This is a genomic window from Pseudoalteromonas sp. P1-30 (assembly GCF_001400005.1).
GTDB classification, from domain to species: Bacteria; Pseudomonadota; Gammaproteobacteria; order Enterobacterales; family Alteromonadaceae; genus Pseudoalteromonas; species Pseudoalteromonas atlantica.
In genome coordinates this window covers 517291-542519 of sequence record NZ_LKBC01000001.1, presented here as the reverse complement: position 1 = coordinate 542519, position 25229 = coordinate 517291, and the positions used below count along the sequence as shown (strand labels likewise).

The window sequence follows — 25229 nt, the reverse complement described above, 5'->3', positions numbered from 1 at the left end:
GGCAATACTGGTATCCATAAAATTAAAAAGGGGCACTAGGCCCCTGGTATCAATGTTTAATTAGCAGACACACTCAGTGTTACTGCGCTTGCATTACTGTACCCTCTTAAATCTAGGTACCAGGTACCTGATTGTGGATTATCAAACGAACACGTTTCACTGTTGCCATTTTTATAAGGTCTACACAAATAAGTTGACGTACTCGACGCCGAACCATAATTTACATAAAGATCGGCATCGCCACTTCCACCAGAAATAGTAACGGTTAAATTACTATAGCCCGCTCCTAAGTCTTGAGTAAATCGAGCCCAGCTATTAGTTGAAACACTAATATTAGACTCGGTTCTGTTAATCGGTGTGACACCTCCTGTTGAATTGTTAAAACTCCCAGTAAGCGATACATCAGCTATAGCATTCCATGCTTCTACCATTACATAGTAGGTGCCTGCTTGGACGTTCGAAATACTGCAATTTTCGGTGCTTGAAGAGGTGGTACTTTTACAGTCATACGTATTCAGTGTGGGTTTACTTGCAAACATTACATATAAATCTGCATCGCCCGAGCCACCAGCGGTATTAAACTCAAGATCTGTTGCCCCCGCTGGTACATCGAGTGTAAAAAACATCTGCGCTTTTGCAGAGCCGCTGATCCCCGTACGTGCCACTTTATTTGTTAACGCCTCATCCGTAGGCACAGGTGTGCTTGAGCAATCGCTCCCTGCACTTAGGTTTGAACTAACTCCCACTGCCGCCAAAGCAGCTTGTACATCGCTTGGGTTGTAATTTAAGTCACACGCAGCGTCCATAACGCCGTTACCAGCCAAATCCCAATTTGTACTCGCACTCCAATAAAGCTGGTTCGCTCGCGCCATGACTACAAATGCTTTTTTAGTATCCCAGCCGGATGTAGTAGCAAGGTTATAAAAAGCTTTGTTAAATACACCCGAGCTATAGTGCACATCCATGCCTGAGGTATAACTACCTTGATTATCTATAGAGCGTCCATCCTGTGATGGGTTATTCATATAGCGAAGCGCGCCATTGCCTTTAAAAATATCTTGTCCGACTAACCAATCGTTAGTGCCTTTCATGTAATACTCAGCCGCTTCACCAGCCATATCAGAAAAAGCTTCATTTAAGCCACCAGACTTACCGCTGTAAATTAAGCCAGAATTCTGTTCGGTAAAGCCATGGCTTACCTCATGTGCTGATACATCAAGGCTTACGAGTGGGTAAAAAGTGCTTTGCCCATCGCCAAAGGTCATTGCGCTGCCATCCCAAAATGCATTTTCATAATTACTTGAATAATGTACGCGCATTTTTAACTGAAAACTTAGCGGTGGCGACCCCACCCAGTCGTTATACATATTAAAAATAACGTTACCAAAATAATGAGCATCGTTAAGCGGCGAATAAGCCCCATTTATCTCTTTTACTGTATTCTCTGGGCAGGTAAATGAATGGGCAGCAGAGCCACTTGTGCCGCCATTGAGATTTATAGTTCTTACATTGGCATTATCCATAACACAGGTGTTACCAGATTGAGACACATCTAGGTTGCTAAAGTCAGTACCGTAGATGTATTTACCTGTTTTGAGATTCCCCCCTGGTCCCGTAGCATCAGCATGTTGTAAGTTATCGTAGCTGAGCAAAACCTCACCGGTATTAGCATCGATTATTTGATAAGGGCGTGATGGCGATTTGCCGTAGGTTACATACGATACTTCATACACCAAATGCGCCTTACTTTGTTGATCAACCCAAATCGCTAACCTTGATTTCTCATTGTGTTTTTTTAAGCCTTTAGTTTTTGCAGCTATTCCTACATTTTGGCTTTGAAGCATGGCTTGTTTTACAGATAATTTAGCACTTACATCGTTTATATCGCCTTCAATATCGTACACCGCAGCGCCATGGGCTTTTTTAAGCATGCCATTTTTAAATGTAAGGCTTAAAGTGTCACCAATTACTGGTAAACCTTGATATGTTTGCTGATAACGGCGAGTTACTTCACCGTTATTACTTATAAACTCTTTTAATACAACTAACTCGTTCCTTACACTTAACCCAATCAAGTCTTTAGGGCTAGTAGATAAAATGGATGCCGAATTTGATTGCATCATGTTATTTAAAGCCGTTTGTTGATTTAGGTATTTCTTGTTCGCAGCTACTGCATCTGTTGCTTGAACCAAGGTTAAAGCAGCAAAAGTTGCTAATGTGATTTTTGATAAATTCACGTTTACGCTCCGTCAAAATATTTAGTTTGTAGTGGATTTGTATTAATCGGAACTACTTGTACCCGATTAAGGATCAAGCTTATGTTACAAATTTGAGTTATGAAAATTAAACATTTAATTTACAAGTAAAGTATTAGGAAACGTAAGAACAACTGAAATTACAGCAGGTTAAAAAACACACAAAATCAGTAAAACCTTAAACAGATACAATTTGTATACATATATTTACACTAAATTACACTATTACACCCGCGAAATAGCCGCGTTTACTTTATTAAATTAACGGCAGTAATCAGCCATTACGTTGCCTAGGCAACCTTGTGTTAATCTCTTCATTACAAGCAATAACACCAGTAAATTTGCATTAACTATATGTCTCCTAAAGACATAAAAAAAGTGCTAAAAGCCCCATAAATACTGTGACACAGCCTAGTCACAGGAGTAATATACGGCTCGTTTAATTCGCTCTTTTTTGTTCTCTAAAATAAATTTAAGGTTAGCCAATGAATGCTTGGTATCTCATTTGTTTTCTCTCTGCTATCGCAATTTTTATTGCTTATGCAAACCAGTATGTTCTTAAAATGCAAACAACGATTGCTATAACAACAGGCTCAGTTGTTATATCGTTGTTATTAATTATTTCAGTTAAGTTATTAGGCGATACAACTGCATTAGAAATGACGCAAATTGTAGCCAGTATTAATTTTAATGAATTGCTTTTAAAAGGCATGCTTGGATTTTTGTTATTTGCAGGTGCTTTAGAAATTAACCTGTTGGCACTGCGTAAACAACGATGGGAAATAACCGCTTTAGTTTTGTTCTCTACCGTAGTCTCTACTTTTTTAATTGGCTATTTAAGTTTTTATATTTTTGCCGCACTCGGCTGGCCCGTCCCTTTTATTTATTGTTTACTTTTTGGCGCCTTAATAAGCCCAACCGATCCAATTGCTGTACTGGCAATTATTAAACAATTACGCGCCCCTGAAGGTATTTCGGTACAGGTAGAAGGCGAGTCTTTATTTAACGATGGTATTGGTTTAGTAATTTTTACTACGCTGTTTTCTGTTGCATTTTTTGGCACCGATGCCAACCCAGCCGACATTGCAGAGCTGTTTTTTGTTGATGCCATAGGTGGAATCGTGTTTGGCTTAGCAATGGCCCTTGTGGGACACTTTTTAATTATTAACTGTAAAGATGTAAATATACGCCTATTAATAACCTTAACCATTCCAACTGCGGGTTTTGCCGCTGCCAATGTATGGGAAATATCTGGTGCGCTTGCCATGGTAACCAGTGGTATTATTTTAGGTAATATTACTCGCGCAAAAGCAACCGAGCGCACAGGGCCTGAAAACACGCGCTATATTAAAGACTTTTGGCACGCCACCGACAGCTTTTTAAACGCTTTGTTGTTTTTGATTATTGGTATGCTGATTGTCACTATGCCAGTAACAATGGGTGAAATTGGCTTAGGCCTTGTTATGATCCCTGCTATTTTATTAGCACGTTTTATTAGTGTTGGTGCACCATTTGTAATATTTAAGCGCTTTAAAAACTACGACAAACACAGCGTTAAAATTTTAACTTGGGGTGGTTTACGTGGCGGTTTAGCATTAGCTATGGCTGCAGCTATTCCTCGTGATCAAGTATTTATATCAGGCAGTGATCTGCATGATTTAATCGTTATTGTGACCTATGTTGTGGTTATATTTTCTATTATTGTGCAAGGTTTAACTATCTCTCCTCTCATTCAAAGTAGTATTAAATCTGCCGAGCAAAGTCACTAAGTTTTCTTTATTAAACCCGCAGTCTACTCACTGCGGGTTAGTTATTTATGGGGAATTATTTTTAGCACGGTTTTATTTATTTTAAGCGTAATAAAAATAGTTTTAATTTTAAATGTTTTTTATAGGGCTAACTATGTCCAGTAAGTATACAAGTGTTTTTTCGTTATTTTATGGCATTACACGTCGCCACGTTTTTCTCTTTCCTTTGTTCTTACTCACTTTTTTATGTTGCTCTGCTTTTGCCTCAACGTCTGCTGAGCAAGCTAAGATTAAACAAATATCACAACTTGCAGAGTACGTAGGGGTTGATTACGTTGGCGCGGTGCAAAAAGGCGAGGTAGTCAGTAAAGACGAATTTCAAGAAATGTCTGAGTTTGCAAATTTAATAAGCACGCTAGCCACACAGTTAAGCAGTGCTAATAATCAATACAGTCATATAAAAATACAAGCTGGCGCCTTACATAACACCATTATAAATAAACAAAGCGTACAAAGTGTTCGTGCTGCCAGCTCAAAGCTTAGGGAGTCTTTGCTTGAATTTATGCCACAGCTTTCTTTGCCTACATCTTTATTACCCCTAAAACAAACAAAAGCACTTTTTGCAGAAAATTGCTCTATGTGCCATGGCATAAATGGACAAGGTGATGGCCCACTTGCTAAAGGTTTAACACCACAGCCCACCAACTTTACGGATAAAGAGCGAGCCACAAATCGCACAATTATTGGATTATATGAAGCTGTATCCAATGGCATAGACGATACGCCAATGGTTGCTTTTAGCCAATTTAATGAGCAACAACGTTGGTCACTCGCCTTTTATGTAGGCAGTTTAGCTTTTCAAGATATAACTAAGCCGCAACACAATAACCAGACAATCAGCACTTCAGACATCATTAATCTTAACCCTGCGCAGCTTTCACAAAATAAATCCCCTGCCCAAGTTCAATTTATTAAGTGGCTGCGCGGTAATCCAGAACACTTATTTAAAAACAAAGCTCAGCCACTTAGCGTTGCACGCTCGCAACTTATTGCAGCGCAAAATGCACATGCTAATGGTGAATATGCAAAAGCCAGCGAACTGGCTATCAGTGCCTATTTAGATGGCTTTGAGCTGATAGAAAATAACTTAAATGCATACGATGAAAGCTTGCGTAAAAGCATTGAAGTACAATTGATGAACTTACGTAATACATTCAAAAATGAAAAAAACACCGAGCTTGTCGGTGCGCAAGTTAACGCTGTACTTGCACAATTAACAAAAGCAAACAACCTACTTAATGACACCACACTCAGCGATGGCGCCTTGCTATCAGCCAGTTTAGTTATTTTGCTACGCGAAGGCCTAGAGGCACTATTAGTTGTTATTGCGCTAATGACCGTACTTATAAAAACCAAACGCCAGGATGCGCTTAAATACGTTCATATTGGCTGGGTAATGGCCCTCATAGCAGGAGGCTTAACATGGGCAGTAGCGCAAACATTAATACAAATAAGTGGTGCAAGCCGCGAAGTTATGGAAGGTATAGGCGCCCTATTTGCAGCTATTATTTTGCTATATGTTGGGGTATGGATGCACAGTAAAACCAGTGCTCAGCAGTGGCAGGCATATATTCAGCAAAATATTAATACGCGTTTAGAGTCTGGCACACTGTGGGGGCTCGCGGGCCTCTCGTTTATAGCGGTATATCGTGAAGTGTTCGAGACGGTATTATTTTATCAGTCGTTATTAACGCAAAGCTCACAAGCGCAGTATTCATCGGTGGCTATTGGGTTTGCATTAGCTGTCGCTTTATTAGCGCTTGTTGCATGGGTGTTAGTTAAATATTCGATTAAGTTACCTATTGCTAAGTTTTTTGCTTATACAACTTATGTATTATTTGCACTTGCCTTTGTTTTAATGGGTAAAGCTGTCATTGCATTACAAGAGGCTGATTTAGTCGCGATTAGTGTAATGCCGATAAACTTTGATATTGCACTACTGGGTTTAAAATCTACGTGGCAAGGCTTTATAGCGCAACTTACCATAGCTGTTATATTTAGCTTTTACATTATTAAAGCTAAAAAACACTAAAAATGTATAAAACGTAAAGAACAACACGCCCTTAATAGTGAAAAGTTGTGCGTGGCTTTTTACTATTAAGGGTTTAGATCATGCCCACGTATCTAAATGTTTATTCCCTTGTTCATCTACGGTAATCGCTTTTTCATTAGCTGCACTTGCACTTTTTTTGCCCTGCGCCTGCGCTAATCTTTTTTTGTTGAGCGTCTGCTTTTTTTCATTTTCAAGCTTAATTTTTTGCGCTTGCGGCATATTTTGCACACCTGCAATATGAAATGTACTTTTTGGCTCAAGCTCTAACCGCGAAATTTTCCCTAAAAAAGGGATCATTATATCCATACTCCCCTCCTTAACCTGTTTATTAAAAATTAGATAAATTGACCAATAAAGCCCAATTTGCCTACAATTTAAACATTAAAACAACTAAAAATACTGATTAGCTCTCAATATTATCGGAAGTTATAAGATATGCTTTAATTTGGTAAAAAAAAACTTGCCTTAGCTAGGCGGTTTATGTTTTTATGAATGCGAAATTTATTGAAACAGATTAAAGCTTAACGCTCACTAAATAGCGGTAAGCAAAATAGGATACAAAAATGCGCTTAAACCTGACAACAGTACATCATCACCACCATTCACCGGAATAACCTGTCAGGTCTTTCGCTGAGAGGTTATTCCTAAAAGGAACCTCTGGCGATTCAAAACACATTGATTCATTTTCGCCCTGAGGTTCCCCTCGGGGTTTTTAGTTTTTAAATTAAAGGAAAATGAATAATGAGTAACACAAATCGTCTACGTATCGCCATCCAAAAAGGCGGTCGCCTGTCTAAAGATTGTCAAGATTTACTAAAGCAACTAGGTGTTAAATTAAACCTACGTGAGCAACGCTTAATTGCACACTCAACCAATATGCCAATTGACGTGCTTCGTGTGCGCGATGACGATATTCCGGGCTTAGTAATGGACGGTGTTTGTGATTTAGGTATTGTTGGCGAAAACGTACTAGTAGAAGTACAAGCCGAACGTGAACGCCAAGGTGTACCAAGCGAAGTTAGCAAACTAGCAAAACTAGACTTTGGTTACTGCCGCCTTGCACTTGCATGGCCACAAGAGCTTGGCCCACGTGATAAAAGCTGGTTTGAAGGCAAACGTATTGCAACAACCTACCCAGAAATTTTAACGCAGTGGTTAAAGCGCGAAGGCATTAATGCAAGCACTGTAATGCTTACAGGCTCAGTAGAAGTAGCCCCACGTGCCGGTCTTTCAGATGCAATTTGTGATTTAGTTTCTACCGGTGCAACGCTTGAAGCGAACGGCTTGATTCAAGGTGATACAATTTTAGAATCAAACGCGTGTTTAATTCAAAATAAAGACCTGCAAGATGAAGACAAACTAGCACTAATCAATAAGCTTATGCCGCGCCTTCGTGGTGTTAAACAAGCTAAAGAAAGCAAATACATTATGCTACACGCGCCAAAAACTAAACTTGATGAAATTTGCGAAATTTTACCAGGCTCTGGCCAACCTACTCTACTTGCACTTGCTGGTAACGAAGAGTACGTAGCGCTACACATGGTAAGCAGCGAAACATTATTTTGGGAAACAATGGAGCAGCTTAAAGCCCTAGGCGCTAACTCTATTTTAGTAATGCCAATTGAAAAAATGATGGAGTAAGTACCATGCTTCGTTGGAATGAGGAATCTTCACAAGTACAAGCAGCGGCGCTAATGCGCCCTGCGGTTTCTGCCAGCGCAAAGGTTGAAGCTATATGCCAAACAATTATGAGCGATGTGAAAGAGCAAGGTGATAAAGCCTTACTTGATATGGCTAAAAAGTTTGATAATAGAGCTAACCCTCGTTTACGTGTACCGCTTGATGAAATAAACGCATCAGAGCAAGCACTAAGCGCAGAGCTTAAATACGCAATTGACACCGCTTATGCAAACGTTAAACGTTTTCACGAAGCGCAATTGCCTAAAGATATTAAGTTATCAACCCAACCTGGCGTTGAATGTGAACTGAAATATCAGGCCATCGAAGCTGTGGGTATTTATGTACCTGGTGGCAGTGCTCCACTGCCATCATCGGTTATTATGCAAGGTGTACTTGCACAATTAAGTGGTGCTAAAACCGTCGTACTTGCCACCCCTGTGCAAGGTGATGAAAGCATTAACCCTGCGATATTATATGCAGCTAAGTTATGTGGCATTACAACTTTAATTGAAAGTGGTGGCGCAGGTGCAATTGCCGCAATGGCCTACGGCACCGAATCAGTACCTAAAGTGAACAAAATTTTTGGCCCAGGTAATAGCTTTGTAACGATGGCAAAACAGCTTGTTGCGCAAACAATTCCTGGTATGGCAATCGATATGCCAGCTGGCCCCTCTGAAGTATTAGTGATTGCAGATGAGCGTGCAAACCCAGAATTTATAGCGGCAGATTTACTCTCGCAAGCTGAGCACGGCGCAGACTCGCAAGTTATTTTATTGTGTAACAGCGAAAGTATCATTGAGCAAACGCAGCAGGCGCTTACGCGCCAGCTTGCTAACTTAAGCCGCAAAGAGACAGCCGAGCAAGCTCTGGCTAATTCATCACTTATTTTAGTCGACTCTGTTGAGCAAGCATTTGACGTATCAGCGCAATATGGCCCTGAGCACTTAATTTTGCAATTAGCAGATTCAACACCTTACTTAGATAAAGTAAAAAATGCAGGCTCGGTATTTGTTGGCGACTACACGCCAGAATCAGCGGGCGATTACGCATCGGGTACTAACCACGTGTTACCTACCTACGGTTACAGTGCAACCTATTCAAGCTTAAACTTGCTTGATTTTTTCCGCACTTACACAGTACAAACTATAAGTAAAAGTGGCCTAACACAGCTGTCAAAAGCTATTTTGCCACTAGCAGATGCAGAAGGCCTTGATGCACACGCAAATGCGGTTTCAATTCGTTTAGAGGCAATTAAAAATGAGCAATGAGAGCGCACAAGCGACTAGCTTATTACCACAAAATATTGCAGCTCTTGCTGCCTATAGCTCTGCTAAAAGTGAAAAGCTAACAGGGTCAACGTGGTTAAATGCCAATGAAAGCCCGTACGCTAAAAATATTGAGCTGAGTATTGAAGATTTAAATCGCTACCCAGATCCACAGCCGCAATTGGTTATTGACCGCTATGCTGCGTATGCAGAGCTTGAAAGCGAAAACGTATTAATGACGCGCGGCGCCGATGAAGGCATTGAGCTTTTAGTACGTACCTACTGCGAACCTGCAAAAGACAGCATTGCGTTATTTTTGCCAACCTACGGTATGTACAAAGTAACCTCTGATACGCACAACGTTGCAATCAATGGCTTAACCCAAGCGTTATTACTTGATGGCAGTGTTGATGAAATAGTTGAGGCAGTGGATAGCTCAAAATTGGTGTTTATTTGTAATCCAAATAACCCAACCGGTAGCATAACCCCCCTTGAAAAAGTAAAAGCAATTGCAACAGCGCTTGCCGGTAAAGCTTTAGTTATTGTTGATGAAGCCTACATTGAGTTTTGCCCTGAGCAAAGTGCTACAGCGCTGATTAACGAATATAGTAATGTAGTGGTACTGCGCACTTTATCTAAAGCGTTTGCGCTTGCAGGGCTAAGAACCGGTTTTACACTTGCACAAGAAACTGTACTTGCCCCTATTCGTAAAGTGATTGCGCCGTATCCGGTATCGGGTGTGGTAGCAAGTATTGCAGCACAAGCCATAGCGCCTGATGCAATAACATCAATGCGCCGACAAGTGACTATTTTAAATAGTTTAAAAGCTAAACTTGTACAGTGGTTAAACGCATCCCCAGCTGCATTAAAAATTCTCACTGGTGAAGGTAACTTTGTTACCTTAAAATTAGCCGACAAAAACTACTTTAAAGTAGCACTTGAACAAGGTTTAGTGATGCGCGCGTTTACCCTATACGGTGAAGACGATTGGCTACGTATCTCCATTGGTAATGAGCAAGAACTTGAGCAAGTAAAAATTTGGTTAGATGGCCTTGATAAGCCAGCAACCTCACCTCTTTTATCAGGACAAGAAGTATCATGAGTAACCCCTATTTATTTATTGACCGTGACGGCACCATAATTGAAGAGCCAATCACCGACAAACAGGTAGACAGCCTTGAAAAATTAGCGTTTTTACCTGGTGTTATCCCTGCTTTATTACAATTACAAGCCGCAGGGTACCGCTTAGTAATGGTATCTAACCAAGATGGCTTAGGCACAGACAGCTTCCCGACTGCTGACTTTGATATAGCACAAGATAAAATGATGGACATACTGCAAAGCCAAGGCATTAGCTTTGACGAAGTATTGATTTGTCCACACTTTGACGAGCAAAACTGTGATTGCCGTAAACCTAAAACAGGTTTATTAACTGAACTTATGCGCTCAGGCAAAGTTGATTTAGCTCGCTCATACGTGATTGGCGATCGCCAAACCGATATTGGCCTTGCTCAAAACTTATGTTGTGAAGGCATTTTGTATGATGGCAGCTGGCCTGCCATTGTTACAAAGCTTACAACTGCCAATCGCGAAGGCCGTGTTACGCGTAACACCAAAGAAACCCAAATTGATGTAGCCATAAACCTAGATCAAACTAAAAACGGTAGCATTGAAACAGGCCTTGGCTTTTTTGATCATATGCTTGACCAAATTCGCACCCACGCCAACATTGGTTTAAATATTAAAGCGAAAGGTGATTTACACATAGATGAGCACCACCTTGTTGAAGACATTGGTATTGCCCTAGGTGTTGCGCTTAAACAAGCGCTGGGTACTAAATCGCAAATAGCGCGCTATGGTTTTGCACTGCCAATGGATGAGTGTAAAGCAGAGGCACAAATCGATTTATCGGGCCGCGCTTCATTTGTATTAAACGCTAACTTTAGCCGTGAAAAAGCCGGCGATTTAGACGTACAAATGGTTGAGCACTTTTTCAAAAGCTTAAGCGATAATGCCGCTATTAGCCTTATTTTATCGGTGAGCGACGGTAACTGTCATCACCAAGTAGAAGGCTTATTTAAAGCGTTTTCACGTGCCCTTCGTATGGCAGTAGCACAAGACACGACCCAACAAACAGCCAGCTCTAAGGGATGTTTATGATTGCCATAATTAATACCGGGTGTGCCAATATAAATTCAGTTCGTTTTGCCTTTGAACGCTTAGGTCAAACGCCAACAGTCATTACCTCACCAGAGCAATTAGCGGGTTTTGAGCGTGCTATATTACCAGGCGTTGGACATGCATCTGTTGCCATGAAACGCCTTGTAGATAACGGCTGGCAACAAGCTATAAACGAATACCAGCGCCCACTTATGGGAATTTGCTTAGGTATGCAGTTACTGTGCGAAAGCACCGAAGAAGGTAACGTACAATGCTTAGGTAAAATACCAGGCCAAGTAAAAGCCCTTGATGTTGGCAATTTAACGTCGCCGCATATGGGTTGGAATAACTTAAGCGTAAATAAAGAGCATGCACTCACGAAAGGCTTGACGCAAGACGAGCAAGTGTACTTTGTACATAGCTTTGCGCACACCGTAAACGATGCAACACTTGTAAGCGGCGAATACGGCCAAACCTTTTCAGCCATTGTTGCAAAAGACAACTACGCTGGCATGCAATTTCATCCAGAGCGCAGTGCAAAAGTAGGCACACGTTTATTACAAAATTTTGTTGATTGGCAGTTATAAACGGCCCATTAACCAACAATAAAGAGATTATTTGTGATTATTCCAGCATTAGACGTATTACAAAATCAAATTGTTCGTTTATACCAAGGTAAGTACGACACCGCTCAGTTTTACCCTTTTGAGCTTGGCGCACGTTTAAAAGAATACGCCGACAGCGGCGCAGGTAAATTGCACCTTGTAGATTTAGAAGGCGCACGCGATCCAAGTAAAAAACAGTGGCAACATATCCAAGCTGCAACGAAAGCGCTTAACGTACCGTATCAAGTGGGCGGCGGCATTCGCTCAGAGCAAGATGTAAGCGATTGGCTAAAAGCCGGTGCTAACCAAGTTGTTATTGGTTCTATGGCGGTAGAAAAACGCGAGCAAGTAAAAGCCTGGGTTGAACAATTTGGCGCCGAGCACTTTGTTATTGCCCTTGATGTAAATAAAACAGCCACGGGCTGGGCACCTGCAACCCATGGTTGGTTAAGTGAATCTGAGTTTGGTTTACTTGAGCTTGTAGATTTTTATGTAAGCTTGGGCGTTATTGACTTTTTATGTACGGACATCAGTAAAGATGGCACCATGACCGGTCCATCGTTTGAGCTTTACGAAGATTTAACTCGCCATAACAGCAGCATTAAAGTACAAGCTTCGGGTGGCGTAAGCTCACTTGATGACATTAAAAAGCTTAAAGAGCTGGGCGTAGGTGGCGTTATTTTAGGTAAGTCACTACTTGATGGCGCATTTAGTGTTGAGGAGGCGTTGGCATGTTATCAAAACGCATAATCCCGTGTTTAGATGTAAAAGACGGCCAAGTAGTAAAAGGCGTTAAATTTAAAGGCCACGAAATAGTGGGCGATATTTTAACAATGGCAGAAGCCTACAGCGATGCTGGTGCCGATGAACTGGTTTTTTATGAGATCAGCGCAAGTGTTGAAAAACGCCTACTTGATGTAAATTGGGTAGAGAGCATTGCCCGCCACATCGATATTCCATTTTGTGTGGCTGGCGGTATTAAATCGGTAGCCGATGCAGCACGTGTACTAGAGCGTGGCGCTGACAAAATAAGTATTAACAGCCCTGCTATTGCCCGCCCTGAGCTTATAAAAGAGCTACATGATGAATTTGGTAAGCAATGTGTTGTTGTAGGTATTGATAGCTTTTACGATGAAGTAACCGGTGAATACTTAGTGTATCAATTAACCGGCGATCCTAATGCATCAAGCCGTACACGTTATAAAACCGAAGAATGGGTTAAACGCGTACAAGACTTAGGCGCAGGCGAAATTGTTTTAAACTGTATGAACCAAGATGGCGTACGTAACGGTTACGACAATGAGCAGCTAAGTAAAATGCGCGCATTGTGTAATATTCCTTTAATCGCATCAGGCGGTGCAGGCAGTATGCAAGACTTTGTTGATGTATTTAAACAAAGCGAAGTCGATGGCGCATTAGCAGCAAGCGTTTTTCACAAAAATGTGATTAACATTGGCGAATTAAAACAATTTTTAACTGATAACCAAGTGGCAGCAAGACTATGCAAGTAACACAACAAAACCAAACTCAAGTAGATTTTGCTAAAAGCGAAATGATCCCTGCGATTGTTCAAGATGCTCGCTCTGGTGTTATTTTAATGCAAGGCTTCATGAACAGCGAAGCACTAAAGGTAACGCTTGAAAGTAACAAAGTAACCTTTTACTCGCGTTCAAAGTCACGTTTATGGACCAAAGGTGAGTCATCAGAAAACTACTTAAACGTAGTATCAGTGCATACCGATTGTGACTACGACTCAATTTTAGTACTGGCTAACCCAGAAGGCCCAACATGTCACTTAGGCACACAAAGCTGCTTTGGTGATGACGCAAAACCTAGCCTAAGCTTTTTAGCGCAATTAGAAGATGTGATTGTTGAGCGTAAAAACGACGACCCATCAAAAAGCTACACAGCTTCATTGTTTGCTAAAGACTTAAGCCGTAGCTGTCAAAAAGTAGGTGAAGAAGGCGTAGAAGTAGCGCTTGCTGCAATGAAACACGATAACGATGAGCTTACTAACGAATCCGCTGATTTAATTTACCACCTTACTGTATTACTACAACGCCAAGGCTTAGCCCTTGAAGACGTTGTAAAATGCCTGCAAGGTCGCCATAAATAATACAGCTGCTTTATTTTAGCGCATTTACAGGCCCATATTTTATGGGCCTTTTTACGTTATGGTATTTATTTTTTTACATAGGTTGCGTATGGTGCAGCTTATCGAATTCTTTTAGCGTTGCTTATGAATAAATCAATTATCACAGCCTTATCCTTATTGGTACTAACAGGCTGTGTAAGCCAAAAAGCCCCTGCGCCTAAAATAGTAAAAACGCAAAACGCATGTAGGCCACTAAACACATTACTTAATGCGCACACTAACGGCTTTAATGCAGTAAAAGCAAATAAAGTGGGAAATGATTTTATAAACCAGTGGCATGCTAATACTCATTTTATAGGCAATACCTGCACCATTACTCAACATAATAAGCAGTTTAGTTATCAATGCACGAGTGAGAACAAACAAGCCCATGCCACAAATCTACATATACAAACAGTGGATAAAATACGTCAATGTGTAGCGTCACAAGGCTGGTACGAAAATACGAAAGAGTCAGCAACTTCAATCAGTAGTAACTTTGTTTTGGATGAAGCTCATCCAGTTATCACCTTATTTACCTCTCAAAACAGAACGCGCTATATTACCCGTTTTGAAATTGCTCCACCGCTAGGAAATTAAATGCAAAAACCCACACACTCAAACACTAAGTTAAAAACAGACTGTTTAGGCATATGTGAGCGCCGCAGCGGTTATTGCACTGGCTGCGGGCGAACTAATGAAGAAATATTTGATTGGATCATCCTCAGCCAAGAAGAAAAAAACGCCATTTTAGCGCAGCCGCGAGCTGACTTAAAAAAGCCATAAATTTGCCACTTGCGTGTAACAGCCCCCCTTTAGTATTGCTAAAAACGGTAGGGGGTGAACATCATGGCAGCATTATTTGTAATAAACTTAGCGCGCTCCGCGCAGCGACTCGCAAATACTCAAACGCAACTGGCACGTGTTAACTTGTCATTTGAACGGATTGATGCCGTAGATGGCGCACAATTGAGTACACAACAAAAGCTCCTACATTACAGCCCGCAATTAAATAAACAGCAGTATCACTATCCGCTAAGCAATGGCCAAATTGGCTGCTATTTAAGCCACCGTAAAGCATGGCAAAAAATAGTTGATGAAAAACTAGATTACGCGATTGTGCTCGAGGATGACTTTTATATTGATGAGAGCATTCATAATGCGATAAAAAATATTGAGCTGCTACAGCAGCCCTGGCAGCTTATTAAACTCGCCGCTTATGAAAACCGCACTCGCCCTATTGCCTATCAGCAAAACCTAAATAACCACCAGCAATTAGTCATACATAAAAAGCTAATGACCGGCTGTTGTGCTACGGCAATAAGCTATGAAGGGGCTAAGCAATTACTTAAAGCCACAGCTCAATTTGGCCGCCCTGTAGATTGCGATTTACAGCATATTTGGGAAACCCACGTAAATGGTTTTTCGCTTATGCCATACCCTGTTTCGCAAAATACAGACATACAGAGCGATATTGCAAGCTGCGCTACTAAAACCAAGGTTAAAAAAGCTTTTTTTAAACGTAAGTTTCAACAATTACACAGCGGCGTTTTAAATAAACTTTATACAAATGCATTTATAAAACAAACCAAGCAAATTAAACCTAATAAAAAAGGCGCTACAAAAGCACCTTCTTTACTCACGCAAGGTTCTTAATTTTATAACTATGCTTTATCGAGCGCTTGGCTTACATCGGCAATAATATCGGCAATGTTTTCAATACCGACTGATAGGCGAATTAAATCACGGCTCACACCTGCGTTTGCAAGCTCTTCATCATTTAATTGGCGGTGCGTGGTTGACGCTGGGTGACAAGCTAGCGATTTAGCATCGCCAATATTAACCAAACGTAAGATCATATTAAGCGCATCAATAAAGCGCGTGCCTGCTTCAAGGCCGCCTGCGATACCAAAACTTAAAATGCCTGAGGCTTTACCACTGGTGATTTTTTGGCTCATTGCATTATATGGGCTTGATGTTAAACCAGCGTAGTTAACCCAAAGTACTTTAGGGTGATTTTCTAAATATTCAGCCAGTTGCTGCGCGTTTTCGCAGTGGCGATCCATTCGTAAGCCTAAGGTTTCTAGGCCAATTAAAATGTCAGATGCGTTTTTAGGCGCAAGTGCTGCACCGGTATTTCTAAGTGGCACTACTCTACAACGACCAATAAAGGCTGCTTCTGCAAAGGCATCGGTATAGACCACATTGTGATACGACGGATCGGGCTCATTCATCATTGCAAAGCGTATGGCATTGGCTTTCCAATCAAATTTACCTGAATCAACAATCATACCGCCAATAGCTGTACCGTGTCCGTTTATATACTTTGTCAGTGAATGAACCACTATATCGGCACCTAGCTCAAATGGGCGGCATAAATACGGGGTCGCAACGGTATTATCAACAATAAGAGGTACCCCTTTACTATGAGCAATGTTAGCTAAACGCTCAATATCGACAATATTACCTGCCGGGTTACCAATGGACTCACAAAATACTGCGCGGGTATTATCATCAATCGCGTCTTCAAAGGCGCTAAAATCATCAGCTTTAATCATGCGAGCTTCAATACCTTGGCGCGGTAACGTATGGGCAAATAAGTTATACGTACCGCCATATACTTGGCTGGTGCTCACAATATTAGTGCCTACTTCACACAAGCATTGAATAGCATAGGTAATAGCTGCCATGCCTGAGGCTACCGCTAGCGCGCCAATGCCCCCTTCCATTGCAGCAATACGCTGTTCAAGCACCGCATTGGTTGGGTTCATTATGCGGGTATAAATATTGCCTGGTACTTTTAAGTCGAATAAATCAGCGCCGTGTTGCGTGTTATCAAACGTGTAAGATGAGGTATTATAAATAGGCACTGCTGCTGATTTTGTGGTTTCTTCAGACTCGTAACCATGGTGCAGTGCTAATGACTCTAATTTCATAATTATTTCCTTCAATATTGTGATGATTAAACCTAGCATTATTAGCTTATAAAATGCACATGAATTAAATTAATGAATTATGAGTGTCAGGGGTATTAAAGTTTGCGGGATGAGTTTTGCTCAATCTAGTGGGTGTTTTATTTAACTACGTAGGTTTTGTTTTATCAAAATACCAAAGCAGTAGCAGTAAAGCCTATCATATTAATGTGTAGCGTTATTTGGCTAAAGGGTTTAAATACTAAATGCGGTGGGCGGCTCAATTTACGCTATTTAAAGCTCAATGGGTTTTAGGTTAACACTTATAATAAATGTACTTATAACGCTTTAAAATCAAGTAACTGTAACGCAGGCAGCGGTTTACTAAAGTAGTAACCTTGAATCAAATCGCAATTTAGTTCGGCTAGTAATTTTTGTTGTGCTGATGTTTCTACGCCCTCAGCTACCACACTTAAGCCTAAGCTATGCGACATTGCAATTGTGGCTTTAACTAAGCTATAGTCTTCTTGGTTTTCGGTAATACCACAAATAAAGCTGCGATCTATTTTTAATACCTCAAACGGATATTGCCTTAAATAGCTAAGCGATGAGTAGCCTGTGCCAAAGTCATCCATGGATAGTTTAATACCGAGCTTATTAAGTGCATGCAACGACTCTGTAATATTGGTTTGTACGCTCATTAACACGCCTTCGGTTATTTCAAGCTCGACATTTTTAGCACTTACTCCGGTTTTTTCTAACGTGCTTGCTATAAAACTTAGCAGCTCTGAATCTCTAAATTGGCTTGGTGATAAATTAATTGCCATGCTGTAGTTTTGTTGAGAGCTTGCCTGCCACTGCGTTAAAAATGCTAATGCCTGCTCAATAACAAACTTTCCAATAGGAATAATTAAACCTGTTTGCTCTGCTAACGGAATAAACTCATCGGGCATAACCTTACCAAGCACACTATTGTTCCAGCGTAATAGCGCCTCAGCCCCAATTATTTTAAGTGTTTTAGCATCGCATTTAGGTTGGAAATACAATTCAAATTCGTTTTTTTCAAGAGCAACATGCATCTGCGCTTCTATTGCTAACCGCCTTTTTATGGCGGTATTCATTTCGCTGGTAAAGCAGGCGTAGGTGTTTCTGCCAAGCGCTTTTGCTTGGTACATTGCTGTGTCTGCATGGCGTAATAAATCAGAGGCTGTTATCCCATTATCAGGGTACAAAGCCACGCCAATACTTAACGTTAATAACAATTCGCGGCCATCTATTTCAAAGGGAGTTCTAAAGCTTTTAAGTAAGCGTGTAACAATCGCTTCTAACTGTTTTTTACTGCGAAGCTCTGATTGTAGAATAATAAATTCATCGCCCCCTAACCTGCCTACGGTCGCGTTTTCATTAACTATTTGGCTCAGTTTATTAGCGGCGCTGATAAGTAATGAATCGCCAATTTCATGCCCGAGTGTGTCGTTTACTTTTTTAAAGTCATCTAAGTCGATAAAAATAACAGCGGCTAAAGTGTTTCGTTCGCTCGCAGTGTTAATTAGCTGAGTAAGTCGTTTTAAAGAATAAAAACGATTAGGAAGTAGCGTTAAGCTATCGTAATAGGCTTGTTTACGTATAAGTTTGTTTGACTCATGCTGCTCTGTTATGTCGCGAATTATCACCATTACTTGGTCTGAATGATGTAAATAACTCACCCGCGCTTCGAAATACAACACGCCTTTGGGTACTAAAAGTTCGTATTCAAAGCATACATTACCTTTGTGAATTAACAGCTCTTGAATATTGTCTTTAAACATTTTGGCTACAGTATAGGGCAATACGCTAAACATCGATTTATTTAAAAATTGCTCAGGCTGTAAATGTAAGTTGCTCAAATCATTTGCGTGGTAATCAACTATGGTGCCATCCGGTTTGAGTAAAAAGTACAAATCAGGAATGGCTTCAAATACTTTTTCGAGCATCTGCTGTTTATCCATAGCTTGCGCTTGTGCTTGTTTTACATCGCTCAAGTCAATGTCGATGCAGTACATCTGTTTTACCCCATGCTGATTTGTAAACATAACATGGCTTGAAAACACAGTAACATTGCTGCCATTTTGGTGCTGTAATGTAAGCTCAGCCGCGGGTATTTCGATATCGTTTATGAGCCACTCACGATGAGCATCTATAACCGCATCTTGCATTGGGGGCGGAATAATTAAATCTTCTAGTTTTTTTCCGGTTGCGTACTCTTTTGTATAGCCATAAAGCAGCTCACTGCCTTTATTCCAATAAATAACGCGGCGCTGCTCATCGTATCCTTGCACAGAAATACTGTGTATCGCATCAAATAACTGATGCAGCGGATCGTTAAGCACAAATTGATGTGAGAGAGTCTGAGTGGTTTTTAATGACTTCATTTATACGCAACCTAGAGTCGTTATTAACACAATAATAGGACGTACTCTTAAAATTAGCACTTTTAGGTTGGTTTTTAAGTGATATACCTTTGCATAAGATATAAAAAAGGAGCCAAAGCTCCTTTAATAAAACGCTATTATGTTAATCAGCTTGCACATTAATGGGGTGCTCTACCCCCATCCATGCTTTAAATAAGGCCCGTTGAGATAAAGTTGCATTTTTATCAGCAACCACCTTTATAGGTTTATCATAATCTTGCGATAAAACGAGGGTTGTTGATTGAAGTGCATCGCGACGAATAAAATCGATAGTGACTTTTTCACCCGCTTTAAATACTTCTAAGCTCGATTTTAAATCTTTTCCAACATGCTGCTTGTTAACCGCCACAATTTTATCATCTGTTGTGAGGCCCGCTTGCCATGCTGCTCCACCTCTGCGAACGTGGGTAAGTGTTAATAACTCGCCGCTATTTTTTGCAGTGGCATCAATGCTTGCTAATGGCTTAGCGCTCTCAGGGCGAGTAAGCTTTAAGCCAACTTTACCTAATAAAGCATCAAAATGTATATTAGCTGGGGTGCTCACGTTATCGTGCCACCACGTTGTGTAGTCTTCACCTGTTAGCTCTTTTAATATTGCCAGTACATCTTGCTCAGTAAACCCTTTTGGTAACGTGTGCTTGTTGTATAAAGCATTGTGTACTTGGCGGTAGTTAACTTTTGCCTGGGTTGTTTCTAATAAATGTATATCTAACAACATAGAAAGCAATGAGCCTTCTAAGTAAATATTGGTGCTGTAATTACGCGCGTGGTCGCCGCCTTGGTTTATCCATTTATCAAAGCTTGTTTCGCTGGCACTTTGTACTTCTCGACCCGGTGTTTGTAAGTGGCGATTAATCGTTTTACTCATCACTTTAAAAAACTCATCGGTGGTTTCTATGCCTGAGCGCACTAATAGATGATCTTCAAAGTAGCTAGTAGAACCTTCCGAAATCCATAATAAATTTGAGTAGTTCATGTTGGTGTAATCATAAGGCGCCAGCCCTTTAGGGCGGTAAGCTTTTACATTCCAGGTATGAATAAATTCATGCGCGGCGGTACTTATAAAGCCTAAGTAGTCTTCGCGGCTACCAAAACGATTCCGTGGGCGCTGTATAATGGTTGAGTTTAAATGCTCAGTAGCCCCGCCAGCACCCGATGTAGCATGCACCATAAATACATAACGCTCATACGGGTAGCTATCCCAAATAACATTACCTGTGGTGACTAATTTTTTTAAATCAGTAAGCATTAGTTGCTCATCGTAGTTGCCTTCGCCCCATATAACTAACTCGTATTGGCGGCCATCTACTTCAAATTTATGAAGTTTGTTAATTCCTGTTTCTATTGGTGAGTCTACCAGTACATCGTAATCTGCGGCTTTAAAACTGTGTTTATTACTCGCATTTTCCATACCTGATACAGAGCGCCACGCTTTTGGCACCTTTAAATCTACGGTAACTGGTTCTTGTCGAAACGATTCACTAAACATAAAAAAGCCAGATGCATCAATAAACGCATGGCTATCGTCTATGTGGCGTGCACGTTTACCTAACTCGTTTGCATATACTTGGTAATCAATATTCACGTGTGTTGGCTCAGCTAAATGCACTCGCCATGTGCTGTGATTAATTTTTTCCCATTTTAATGCATTGCCATTGTCGTCTGTGGCCGCAAAGTAACGTACCCCATTGGCTAAATTTAATATTTCGTAGCGACCAGTACGCCATGCAGGCAATTTAACATCGATATGCGATTGCGCCGACTTTGGAAACTCTACACTTACATTACCTAAATGATGTTGTGGCTGTGTAATACTTAAAGAATAATTTACATCGGCTAAAGCAGGGGCTGCACAACAGGCCGCTAACATTGACAGGACTAAACGCTTTTTCATAATGACTCAAAGTTACTTATTATTTGAAATAAGCCTAACAAGGCATAAATTAAAAGTGAATTAAAAACGACAAACAACCTAATAGCTCAGTTTACATGCAGGGTCTAAGTAAAAATGCTAAGTTTTTAATTAGATAACTACACTTAATATGATTTTGTTGTAAACTGAAGGTAATGTAATTAATACGATGGCGGTATGCTTAGGTGTCTGAAAACTCTAACGCTGTAGATAAAAAGTTAAAGCAAGCAATTGAAGCAAGGGTAGCCATTGAAAATGCGCGTAAGCTCCAAGTTGATACTTTATCAAATCTAACTGCAAAACTGTCTTTAAGCTGTAAAGGGCTTGATATTGAGCTTGATAATAAACTCGCCAAATTTAGAAGTTCGCTAAATAAAGGTGTCGGGTTTGAAATATTATCCCCTTTAATAGATGACATTTTATTGTTACTGCAAAACCAAGAGGCGTTACAAACAGCCCATCAGCGAGAGCTGTTTTCGAGCGTACAAACAGCCGGTAAGCTTTTACAAAAAACCAAAGGCTTACCAGATGATACCCGCCGCACCTTAAGACATTTACTCGACCACGAAATTAATAATGTACAGTCTACGCACGACTACATCCCGATATTAAATCAGCTTATTAACTTTTATCACCATGCTTTGCATAGCAAGCTTTCAACCACGGATGAAACAAGCACCAATGCTTCTCCTCGTATGGCTAAAAAGCTGTTAGAGCTTGCAAATGAGCTGGTGTTAGAGGATGAATCGACTGAACAAATTAAACAAATAAAAAATACAATTACCGAAAACGATAATTTAGAAGCCCTGTTGCAAGCTGCTTTAAATATAATAAGCGTCGTGGTCAAAAATATCAGTAAAGAGCGCCAATCGGCACAAAGCTTTTTAGTCTCGCTTAACCAAACATTAGAAGAGTTGCACTCATCAATTGTATCTACCAGCCAGCACTCTAAATCAATGGGCGAAGAGTTCGATACACTAAATAAACGTATTGAAGGAAAAATAAAGCATTTAAACGAGCAAACCCAATCTGCTACGTCTATTTCCTCTTTAAAAGAATTAGTTGATAACGAGCTAAAATCTCTCAGCCAAGACTTTATTGCTAAAGAGCAGCTAGAAAGAAAAGACCGCGAAACGCTGATTGCCAGTTTTGATGAAATTAACCAGCGAATTGGCAGCTTAGAAGGCAAACTAACCAAATATAAAAAACGCCTAAACGAGCAACGCTTTAAAAGTTTACTCGACAGCCTTACAAAACTTCCAAATAGAGCGGCTTTTGATGAACGTTACAATCACGAGCTTCACTTATTTAATGTCCAAGCCTCGGATGTTACCCTAGTGGTTATTGATGTGGATCACTTTAAGTCAATTAATGATAGATTTGGTCATACTGCAGGCGATATAACCTTACAAGTTATTGCAAAGGCGCTGCAAAAATCAGTAAGGCAGTCTGATTTTATAGCCCGCTACGGCGGAGAAGAGTTTGTATTACTAATGCCTGGGCTTTCGTTGTTAAACGCAGCGCAGCCGCTTGAAAAACTTAGAAAAGTGATTAAGAATATTCCTTTTAAATTTAGAGAAAAAGAAATAGAAATCACCATTTCGTTAGGCGCTACACAATTTAAAAAAGGCGATACACCGCTCAAAGCATTCGACAGAGCAGATGACGCCCTCTATGAAGCAAAGAAAACGGGTCGGGATCGCCTTTGTATGAGTAAATAATGTCATAATTCTCAATTAGTTTGAGTGCTAAAGTAGATGACATGCAGTTTTTACATTTTAAGCAGCAAGGAGAATGCCGATGTTAATACAGTTAAACCCGACTGGGGTTTTAGATTTACTGTCACAATTGGAAGTTGATTTATTAGAGCAATCTTCAGCCAGTGAACGTTATCGACTTTTTAGAAACTGTGCCTTAGCCGTCCTTAACGTAGGCAGCCACACAGACGCAAGTAATGAAATTTACGACAAATACCAAGACTTTGATATTCGTTTAGTCAGTCGCGAGCGCGGCATTAAAATTGAGTTAGAAAACCCTCCCGAAACCGCCTTTGTTGATGGCGAAATAATTACCGGTATTCACGAGCATATTTTTTCGGTGATCCGCGATATTTTATTTATTTGCCAAAAGTACGAAAAAGATCTTAAAGAACAAAAAGCCATTACCCACATGGTATTTGATATGCTTAGAAACGCCGGCGCGCTGCGCGTTAACAGCGAACCAAATATGATTGTGTGTTGGGGTGGACATTCAATTAACGAAATAGAATATAAATACACAAAACAAGTAGGTTACGAGCTTGGCTTACGTGGTTTAAATATATGCACTGGCTGCGGCCCAGGGGCGATGAAAGGCCCGATGAAAGGTGCCACTATTGGCCATGCTAAACAACGTATTAGCGAAAACCGTTATCTTGGTTTAACCGAGCCTAGTATAATTGCCGCAGAGCCGCCAAACCCTATTGTAAATGAGCTGGTAATTTTACCCGACATTGAAAAGCGCCTTGAAGCATTTATTAGAACGGCGCATGCAATTATTATATTCCCAGGTGGTGCAGGTACTGCAGAAGAATTACTTTATTTATTAGGTATTTTGCTGCACCCAGATAACGAAAAACAGTGTTTGCCTGTTATTTTAACCGGCCCTAAAGAAAGCGAAGCGTACTTTAGCGAGTTATGTAAGTTTGTAGAGCTGACATTAGGCAAAGAAGCCCTTGATAAGTTTGAAGTAATCATTGATGATCCAGCTCTAGTAGGGCAAAAATTAAAATCAGCTATGGCAAATGTACGTAATTATCGTAAAAGCCAAGGCGATGCCTACTACTTTAACTGGACACTTAAAATCGATAACGATTTTCAGCAACCTTTTGCACCTACGCACGAAAACATGGCAAGTTTAGATTTGCACCTAGAACAGCCCAAGCAGCAATTAGCGGCTAACCTACGTAGAGCGTTTTCAGGAATTGTTGCTGGCAATGTTAAAGATGAAGGCTTACGCGCTATAAAAGCACATGGACCCTATGTGTTAAGTGGTGAGCCTGATTTAATGAAAGATATGGATAAACTATTACAAGCCTTTGTAGACCAAGGTCGTATGAAGTTACCCGGTAGTAAGTATATCCCTTGTTATGAAATAAAAGCATGAGTTTGACTATTTGAAACCCCATTTACTTTTAATTGATGCGCTTAATTTAATTAGGCGCATTTACGCAGTTGACGCTAACCAAACACACCATAGTGAAGAGCAGATGCTAAAGGCCAGTTGCGCGCGCGTAGCACATGCTTGCAAAAAGCTTTTACAGTCAACAAATGCCACTCACGCTATAGCTGTTTTTGATGGCGACAAAAGCTGGCGCTACCACTTTTATAAGCAATATAAACATTCTAGGGCCCCCATGCCCGACACGCTTAAAAATGCGCTGCACAACTTTAAAGAAGCTATAGAGCAAACGGGCATCGTTGTATTTGAACCGCTCAACGATGAAGCCGACGATATCATAGCCACCTTAGCCGACAAAGCTGCAAAAAATAAGATAAACAGTACCATTGTTTCTACCGATAAGGGTTTTTTACCTTTTTTGAACGACTATATTTGTGTGTACGATTATTTTAAAAAGAGCTACCTAGATTGCGACAGCATTGAGCAACGCTTTGGTATTGAGCAAAGTAAACTTATTGATTTTTGGGCCTTAGCGGGCGATAAAACTAACGATGTACCCGGCGTTAAAGGTATAGGGACTAAATCGGCTCAGCTTATTGTAAATACCTACGAAAGCATAGATAGCGCCATAGAAGATGATGCCCTATCAAGCAGTATTCAAAAAAAGCTAGTTGAGCAAAAAGACATGTATGTTATTTCTAAACAATTAGTAACTTTGCGTACAGATATACAGCTAGGTTTTAGTTTAAAGCAGTTAAGGTTGCATTAGTCGCATGTTGATAGCACTGTTTAAGCGCACAACATATACTCACTGTATTGTTGCGAGTGTGAGTTAA

Annotated in this window: 21 protein-coding genes; 16 read left to right on the top strand and 5 right to left on the bottom strand. The window is 40.5% G+C overall.

Features of this window, described 5'->3' with window-relative positions; all coding sequences use genetic code 11:
- Positions 1-56: 56 nt before the first annotated feature.
- Positions 57-2237 (bottom strand): M4 family metallopeptidase, encoded by a 2181-nt coding sequence (locus AN395_RS02395; RefSeq protein WP_054981944.1) that lies wholly within the window; start codon positions 2235-2237, stop codon positions 57-59.
- 503 nt (positions 2238-2740) lie between these two features.
- On the opposite strand from AN395_RS02395, the gene AN395_RS02390 reads away from it, so the two are divergent.
- Both AN395_RS02390 and AN395_RS02385 read left to right on the top strand, forming a co-directional pair.
- Positions 2741-4024, top strand: coding sequence for a sodium:proton antiporter (locus tag AN395_RS02390; RefSeq protein ID WP_004586375.1), 1284 nt, complete (start codon positions 2741-2743; stop codon positions 4022-4024).
- A gap of 133 nt (positions 4025-4157) precedes the next feature.
- On the top strand, positions 4158-6095 hold the full coding sequence (locus AN395_RS02385; protein ID WP_235576538.1) for a cytochrome c/FTR1 family iron permease: 1938 nt from the start codon (positions 4158-4160) through the stop codon (positions 6093-6095).
- 78 nt (positions 6096-6173) lie between these two features.
- Here the strand turns inward: AN395_RS02385 and AN395_RS02380 are convergent, their stop codons facing one another.
- Positions 6174-6422, bottom strand: a complete 249-nt coding sequence (locus tag AN395_RS02380) for a hypothetical protein (RefSeq protein WP_054981942.1) — start codon at positions 6420-6422, stop codon at positions 6174-6176.
- A gap of 435 nt (positions 6423-6857) precedes the next feature.
- On the opposite strand from AN395_RS02380, the gene hisG reads away from it, so the two are divergent.
- The 11 genes from hisG to AN395_RS02325 all read left to right on the top strand — a co-directional run bounded on the left by hisG (position 6858) and on the right by AN395_RS02325 (position 15616).
- Positions 6858-7757, top strand: coding sequence for an ATP phosphoribosyltransferase (gene hisG, locus AN395_RS02375; RefSeq protein ID WP_004586378.1), 900 nt, complete (start codon positions 6858-6860; stop codon positions 7755-7757).
- A gap of 5 nt (positions 7758-7762) precedes the next feature.
- Positions 7763-9064 (top strand): histidinol dehydrogenase, encoded by a 1302-nt coding sequence (gene hisD, locus AN395_RS02370; RefSeq protein WP_054981941.1) that lies wholly within the window; start codon positions 7763-7765, stop codon positions 9062-9064.
- Positions 9054-10163, top strand: a complete 1110-nt coding sequence (hisC, locus tag AN395_RS02365) for a histidinol-phosphate transaminase (protein WP_054981940.1) — start codon at positions 9054-9056, stop codon at positions 10161-10163. The genes hisD and hisC overlap by 11 nt, the downstream gene beginning before the upstream one ends.
- Positions 10160-11221, top strand: a complete 1062-nt coding sequence (gene hisB / locus AN395_RS02360; RefSeq protein WP_024031732.1) for a bifunctional histidinol-phosphatase/imidazoleglycerol-phosphate dehydratase HisB — start codon at positions 10160-10162, stop codon at positions 11219-11221. The genes hisC and hisB overlap by 4 nt, the downstream gene beginning before the upstream one ends.
- Complete coding sequence (hisH, locus tag AN395_RS02355) at positions 11218-11808, top strand: imidazole glycerol phosphate synthase subunit HisH (RefSeq protein ID WP_004586382.1); 591 nt, start codon at positions 11218-11220, stop codon at positions 11806-11808. Before hisB ends, hisH begins: the two co-directional genes overlap by 4 nt.
- Positions 11809-11841: 33 nt before the next feature.
- Entirely contained in the window at positions 11842-12576 is a 735-nt protein-coding gene (locus tag AN395_RS02350) for a 1-(5-phosphoribosyl)-5-[(5-phosphoribosylamino)methylideneamino] imidazole-4-carboxamide isomerase (RefSeq protein WP_054981939.1), read from the top strand.
- The gene (gene hisF / locus AN395_RS02345) at positions 12558-13337 is read left to right on the top strand and encodes an imidazole glycerol phosphate synthase subunit HisF (RefSeq protein WP_054981938.1); all 780 of its coding nucleotides are present in this window, start codon (positions 12558-12560) and stop codon (positions 13335-13337) included. The genes AN395_RS02350 and hisF overlap by 19 nt, the downstream gene beginning before the upstream one ends.
- Entirely contained in the window at positions 13328-13942 is a 615-nt protein-coding gene (hisIE, locus tag AN395_RS02340; RefSeq protein ID WP_054981937.1) for a bifunctional phosphoribosyl-AMP cyclohydrolase/phosphoribosyl-ATP diphosphatase HisIE, read from the top strand. Before hisF ends, hisIE begins: the two co-directional genes overlap by 10 nt.
- Positions 13943-14065: 123 nt before the next feature.
- Positions 14066-14560, top strand: coding sequence for a lipoprotein (locus AN395_RS02335; protein WP_054981936.1), 495 nt, complete (start codon positions 14066-14068; stop codon positions 14558-14560).
- Positions 14561-14746: a DUF1289 domain-containing protein gene (locus AN395_RS02330; protein ID WP_024031736.1), complete on the top strand. Its 186-nt coding sequence runs from the start codon at positions 14561-14563 to the stop codon at positions 14744-14746.
- Between the two features lie 63 nt (positions 14747-14809).
- A complete protein-coding gene (locus AN395_RS02325; RefSeq protein WP_054981935.1) occupies positions 14810-15616 on the top strand; it encodes a glycosyltransferase family 25 protein in 807 nt (268 codons plus the stop codon).
- A gap of 8 nt (positions 15617-15624) precedes the next feature.
- Here the strand turns inward: AN395_RS02325 and AN395_RS02320 are convergent, their stop codons facing one another.
- The 3 genes from AN395_RS02320 to AN395_RS02310 form a co-directional block, all read right to left on the bottom strand.
- The gene (locus AN395_RS02320; RefSeq protein WP_054981934.1) at positions 15625-16896 is read right to left on the bottom strand and encodes an O-acetylhomoserine aminocarboxypropyltransferase/cysteine synthase family protein; all 1272 of its coding nucleotides are present in this window, start codon (positions 16894-16896) and stop codon (positions 15625-15627) included.
- A 314-nt stretch (positions 16897-17210) separates the two neighbouring features.
- Positions 17211-19283, bottom strand: coding sequence for a bifunctional diguanylate cyclase/phosphodiesterase (locus tag AN395_RS02315; protein ID WP_054981933.1), 2073 nt, complete (start codon positions 19281-19283; stop codon positions 17211-17213).
- A gap of 142 nt (positions 19284-19425) precedes the next feature.
- On the bottom strand, positions 19426-21216 hold the full coding sequence (locus tag AN395_RS02310; protein ID WP_054981932.1) for a M61 family metallopeptidase: 1791 nt from the start codon (positions 21214-21216) through the stop codon (positions 19426-19428).
- Positions 21217-21419: 203 nt separating this feature from the next.
- On the opposite strand from AN395_RS02310, the gene AN395_RS02305 reads away from it, so the two are divergent.
- The 3 genes from AN395_RS02305 to xni all read left to right on the top strand — a co-directional run bounded on the left by AN395_RS02305 (position 21420) and on the right by xni (position 25162).
- Positions 21420-22955 carry a GGDEF domain-containing protein gene (locus AN395_RS02305; protein ID WP_054981931.1) on the top strand — a complete coding sequence of 512 codons (1536 nt, stop codon included), beginning with the start codon at positions 21420-21422 and terminating at the stop codon, positions 22953-22955.
- A 79-nt stretch (positions 22956-23034) separates the two neighbouring features.
- Entirely contained in the window at positions 23035-24378 is a 1344-nt protein-coding gene (gene ppnN / locus AN395_RS02300; RefSeq protein WP_004586396.1) for a nucleotide 5'-monophosphate nucleosidase PpnN, read from the top strand.
- A 10-nt stretch (positions 24379-24388) separates the two neighbouring features.
- Positions 24389-25162 carry a flap endonuclease Xni gene (xni, locus tag AN395_RS02295; RefSeq protein WP_054981930.1) on the top strand — a complete coding sequence of 258 codons (774 nt, stop codon included), beginning with the start codon at positions 24389-24391 and terminating at the stop codon, positions 25160-25162.
- The last annotated feature ends 67 nt before the right edge of the window (positions 25163-25229 follow it).

What these genes read in the sequence shown, in the direction of transcription:
- AN395_RS02390 (WP_004586375.1), top strand. Translation starts at nt 2,741, where the DNA reads ATGAATGCTTGGTATCTCATTTGTTTTCTCTCTGCTATCGCAATTTTT.
- AN395_RS02385 (WP_235576538.1), top strand. Translation starts at nt 4,158, where the DNA reads ATGTCCAGTAAGTATACAAGTGTTTTTTCGTTATTTTATGGCATTACA.
- AN395_RS02380 (WP_054981942.1), bottom strand. Translation starts at nt 6,422, where the DNA reads ATGGATATAATGATCCCTTTTTTAGGGAAAATTTCGCGGTTAGAGCTT.
- hisG (WP_004586378.1), top strand. Translation starts at nt 6,858, where the DNA reads ATGAGTAACACAAATCGTCTACGTATCGCCATCCAAAAAGGCGGTCGC.
- hisD (WP_054981941.1), top strand. Translation starts at nt 7,763, where the DNA reads ATGCTTCGTTGGAATGAGGAATCTTCACAAGTACAAGCAGCGGCGCTA.
- hisC (WP_054981940.1), top strand. Translation starts at nt 9,054, where the DNA reads ATGAGCAATGAGAGCGCACAAGCGACTAGCTTATTACCACAAAATATT.
- hisB (WP_024031732.1), top strand. Translation starts at nt 10,160, where the DNA reads ATGAGTAACCCCTATTTATTTATTGACCGTGACGGCACCATAATTGAA.
- hisH (WP_004586382.1), top strand. Translation starts at nt 11,218, where the DNA reads ATGATTGCCATAATTAATACCGGGTGTGCCAATATAAATTCAGTTCGT.
- hisF (WP_054981938.1), top strand. Translation starts at nt 12,558, where the DNA reads ATGTTATCAAAACGCATAATCCCGTGTTTAGATGTAAAAGACGGCCAA.
- hisIE (WP_054981937.1), top strand. Translation starts at nt 13,328, where the DNA reads ATGCAAGTAACACAACAAAACCAAACTCAAGTAGATTTTGCTAAAAGC.
- AN395_RS02335 (WP_054981936.1), top strand. Translation starts at nt 14,066, where the DNA reads ATGAATAAATCAATTATCACAGCCTTATCCTTATTGGTACTAACAGGC.
- AN395_RS02330 (WP_024031736.1), top strand. Translation starts at nt 14,561, where the DNA reads ATGCAAAAACCCACACACTCAAACACTAAGTTAAAAACAGACTGTTTA.
- AN395_RS02325 (WP_054981935.1), top strand. Translation starts at nt 14,810, where the DNA reads ATGGCAGCATTATTTGTAATAAACTTAGCGCGCTCCGCGCAGCGACTC.
- AN395_RS02320 (WP_054981934.1), bottom strand. Translation starts at nt 16,896, where the DNA reads ATGAAATTAGAGTCATTAGCACTGCACCATGGTTACGAGTCTGAAGAA.
- AN395_RS02315 (WP_054981933.1), bottom strand. Translation starts at nt 19,283, where the DNA reads ATGAAGTCATTAAAAACCACTCAGACTCTCTCACATCAATTTGTGCTT.
- AN395_RS02310 (WP_054981932.1), bottom strand. Translation starts at nt 21,216, where the DNA reads ATGAAAAAGCGTTTAGTCCTGTCAATGTTAGCGGCCTGTTGTGCAGCC.
- ppnN (WP_004586396.1), top strand. Translation starts at nt 23,035, where the DNA reads ATGTTAATACAGTTAAACCCGACTGGGGTTTTAGATTTACTGTCACAA.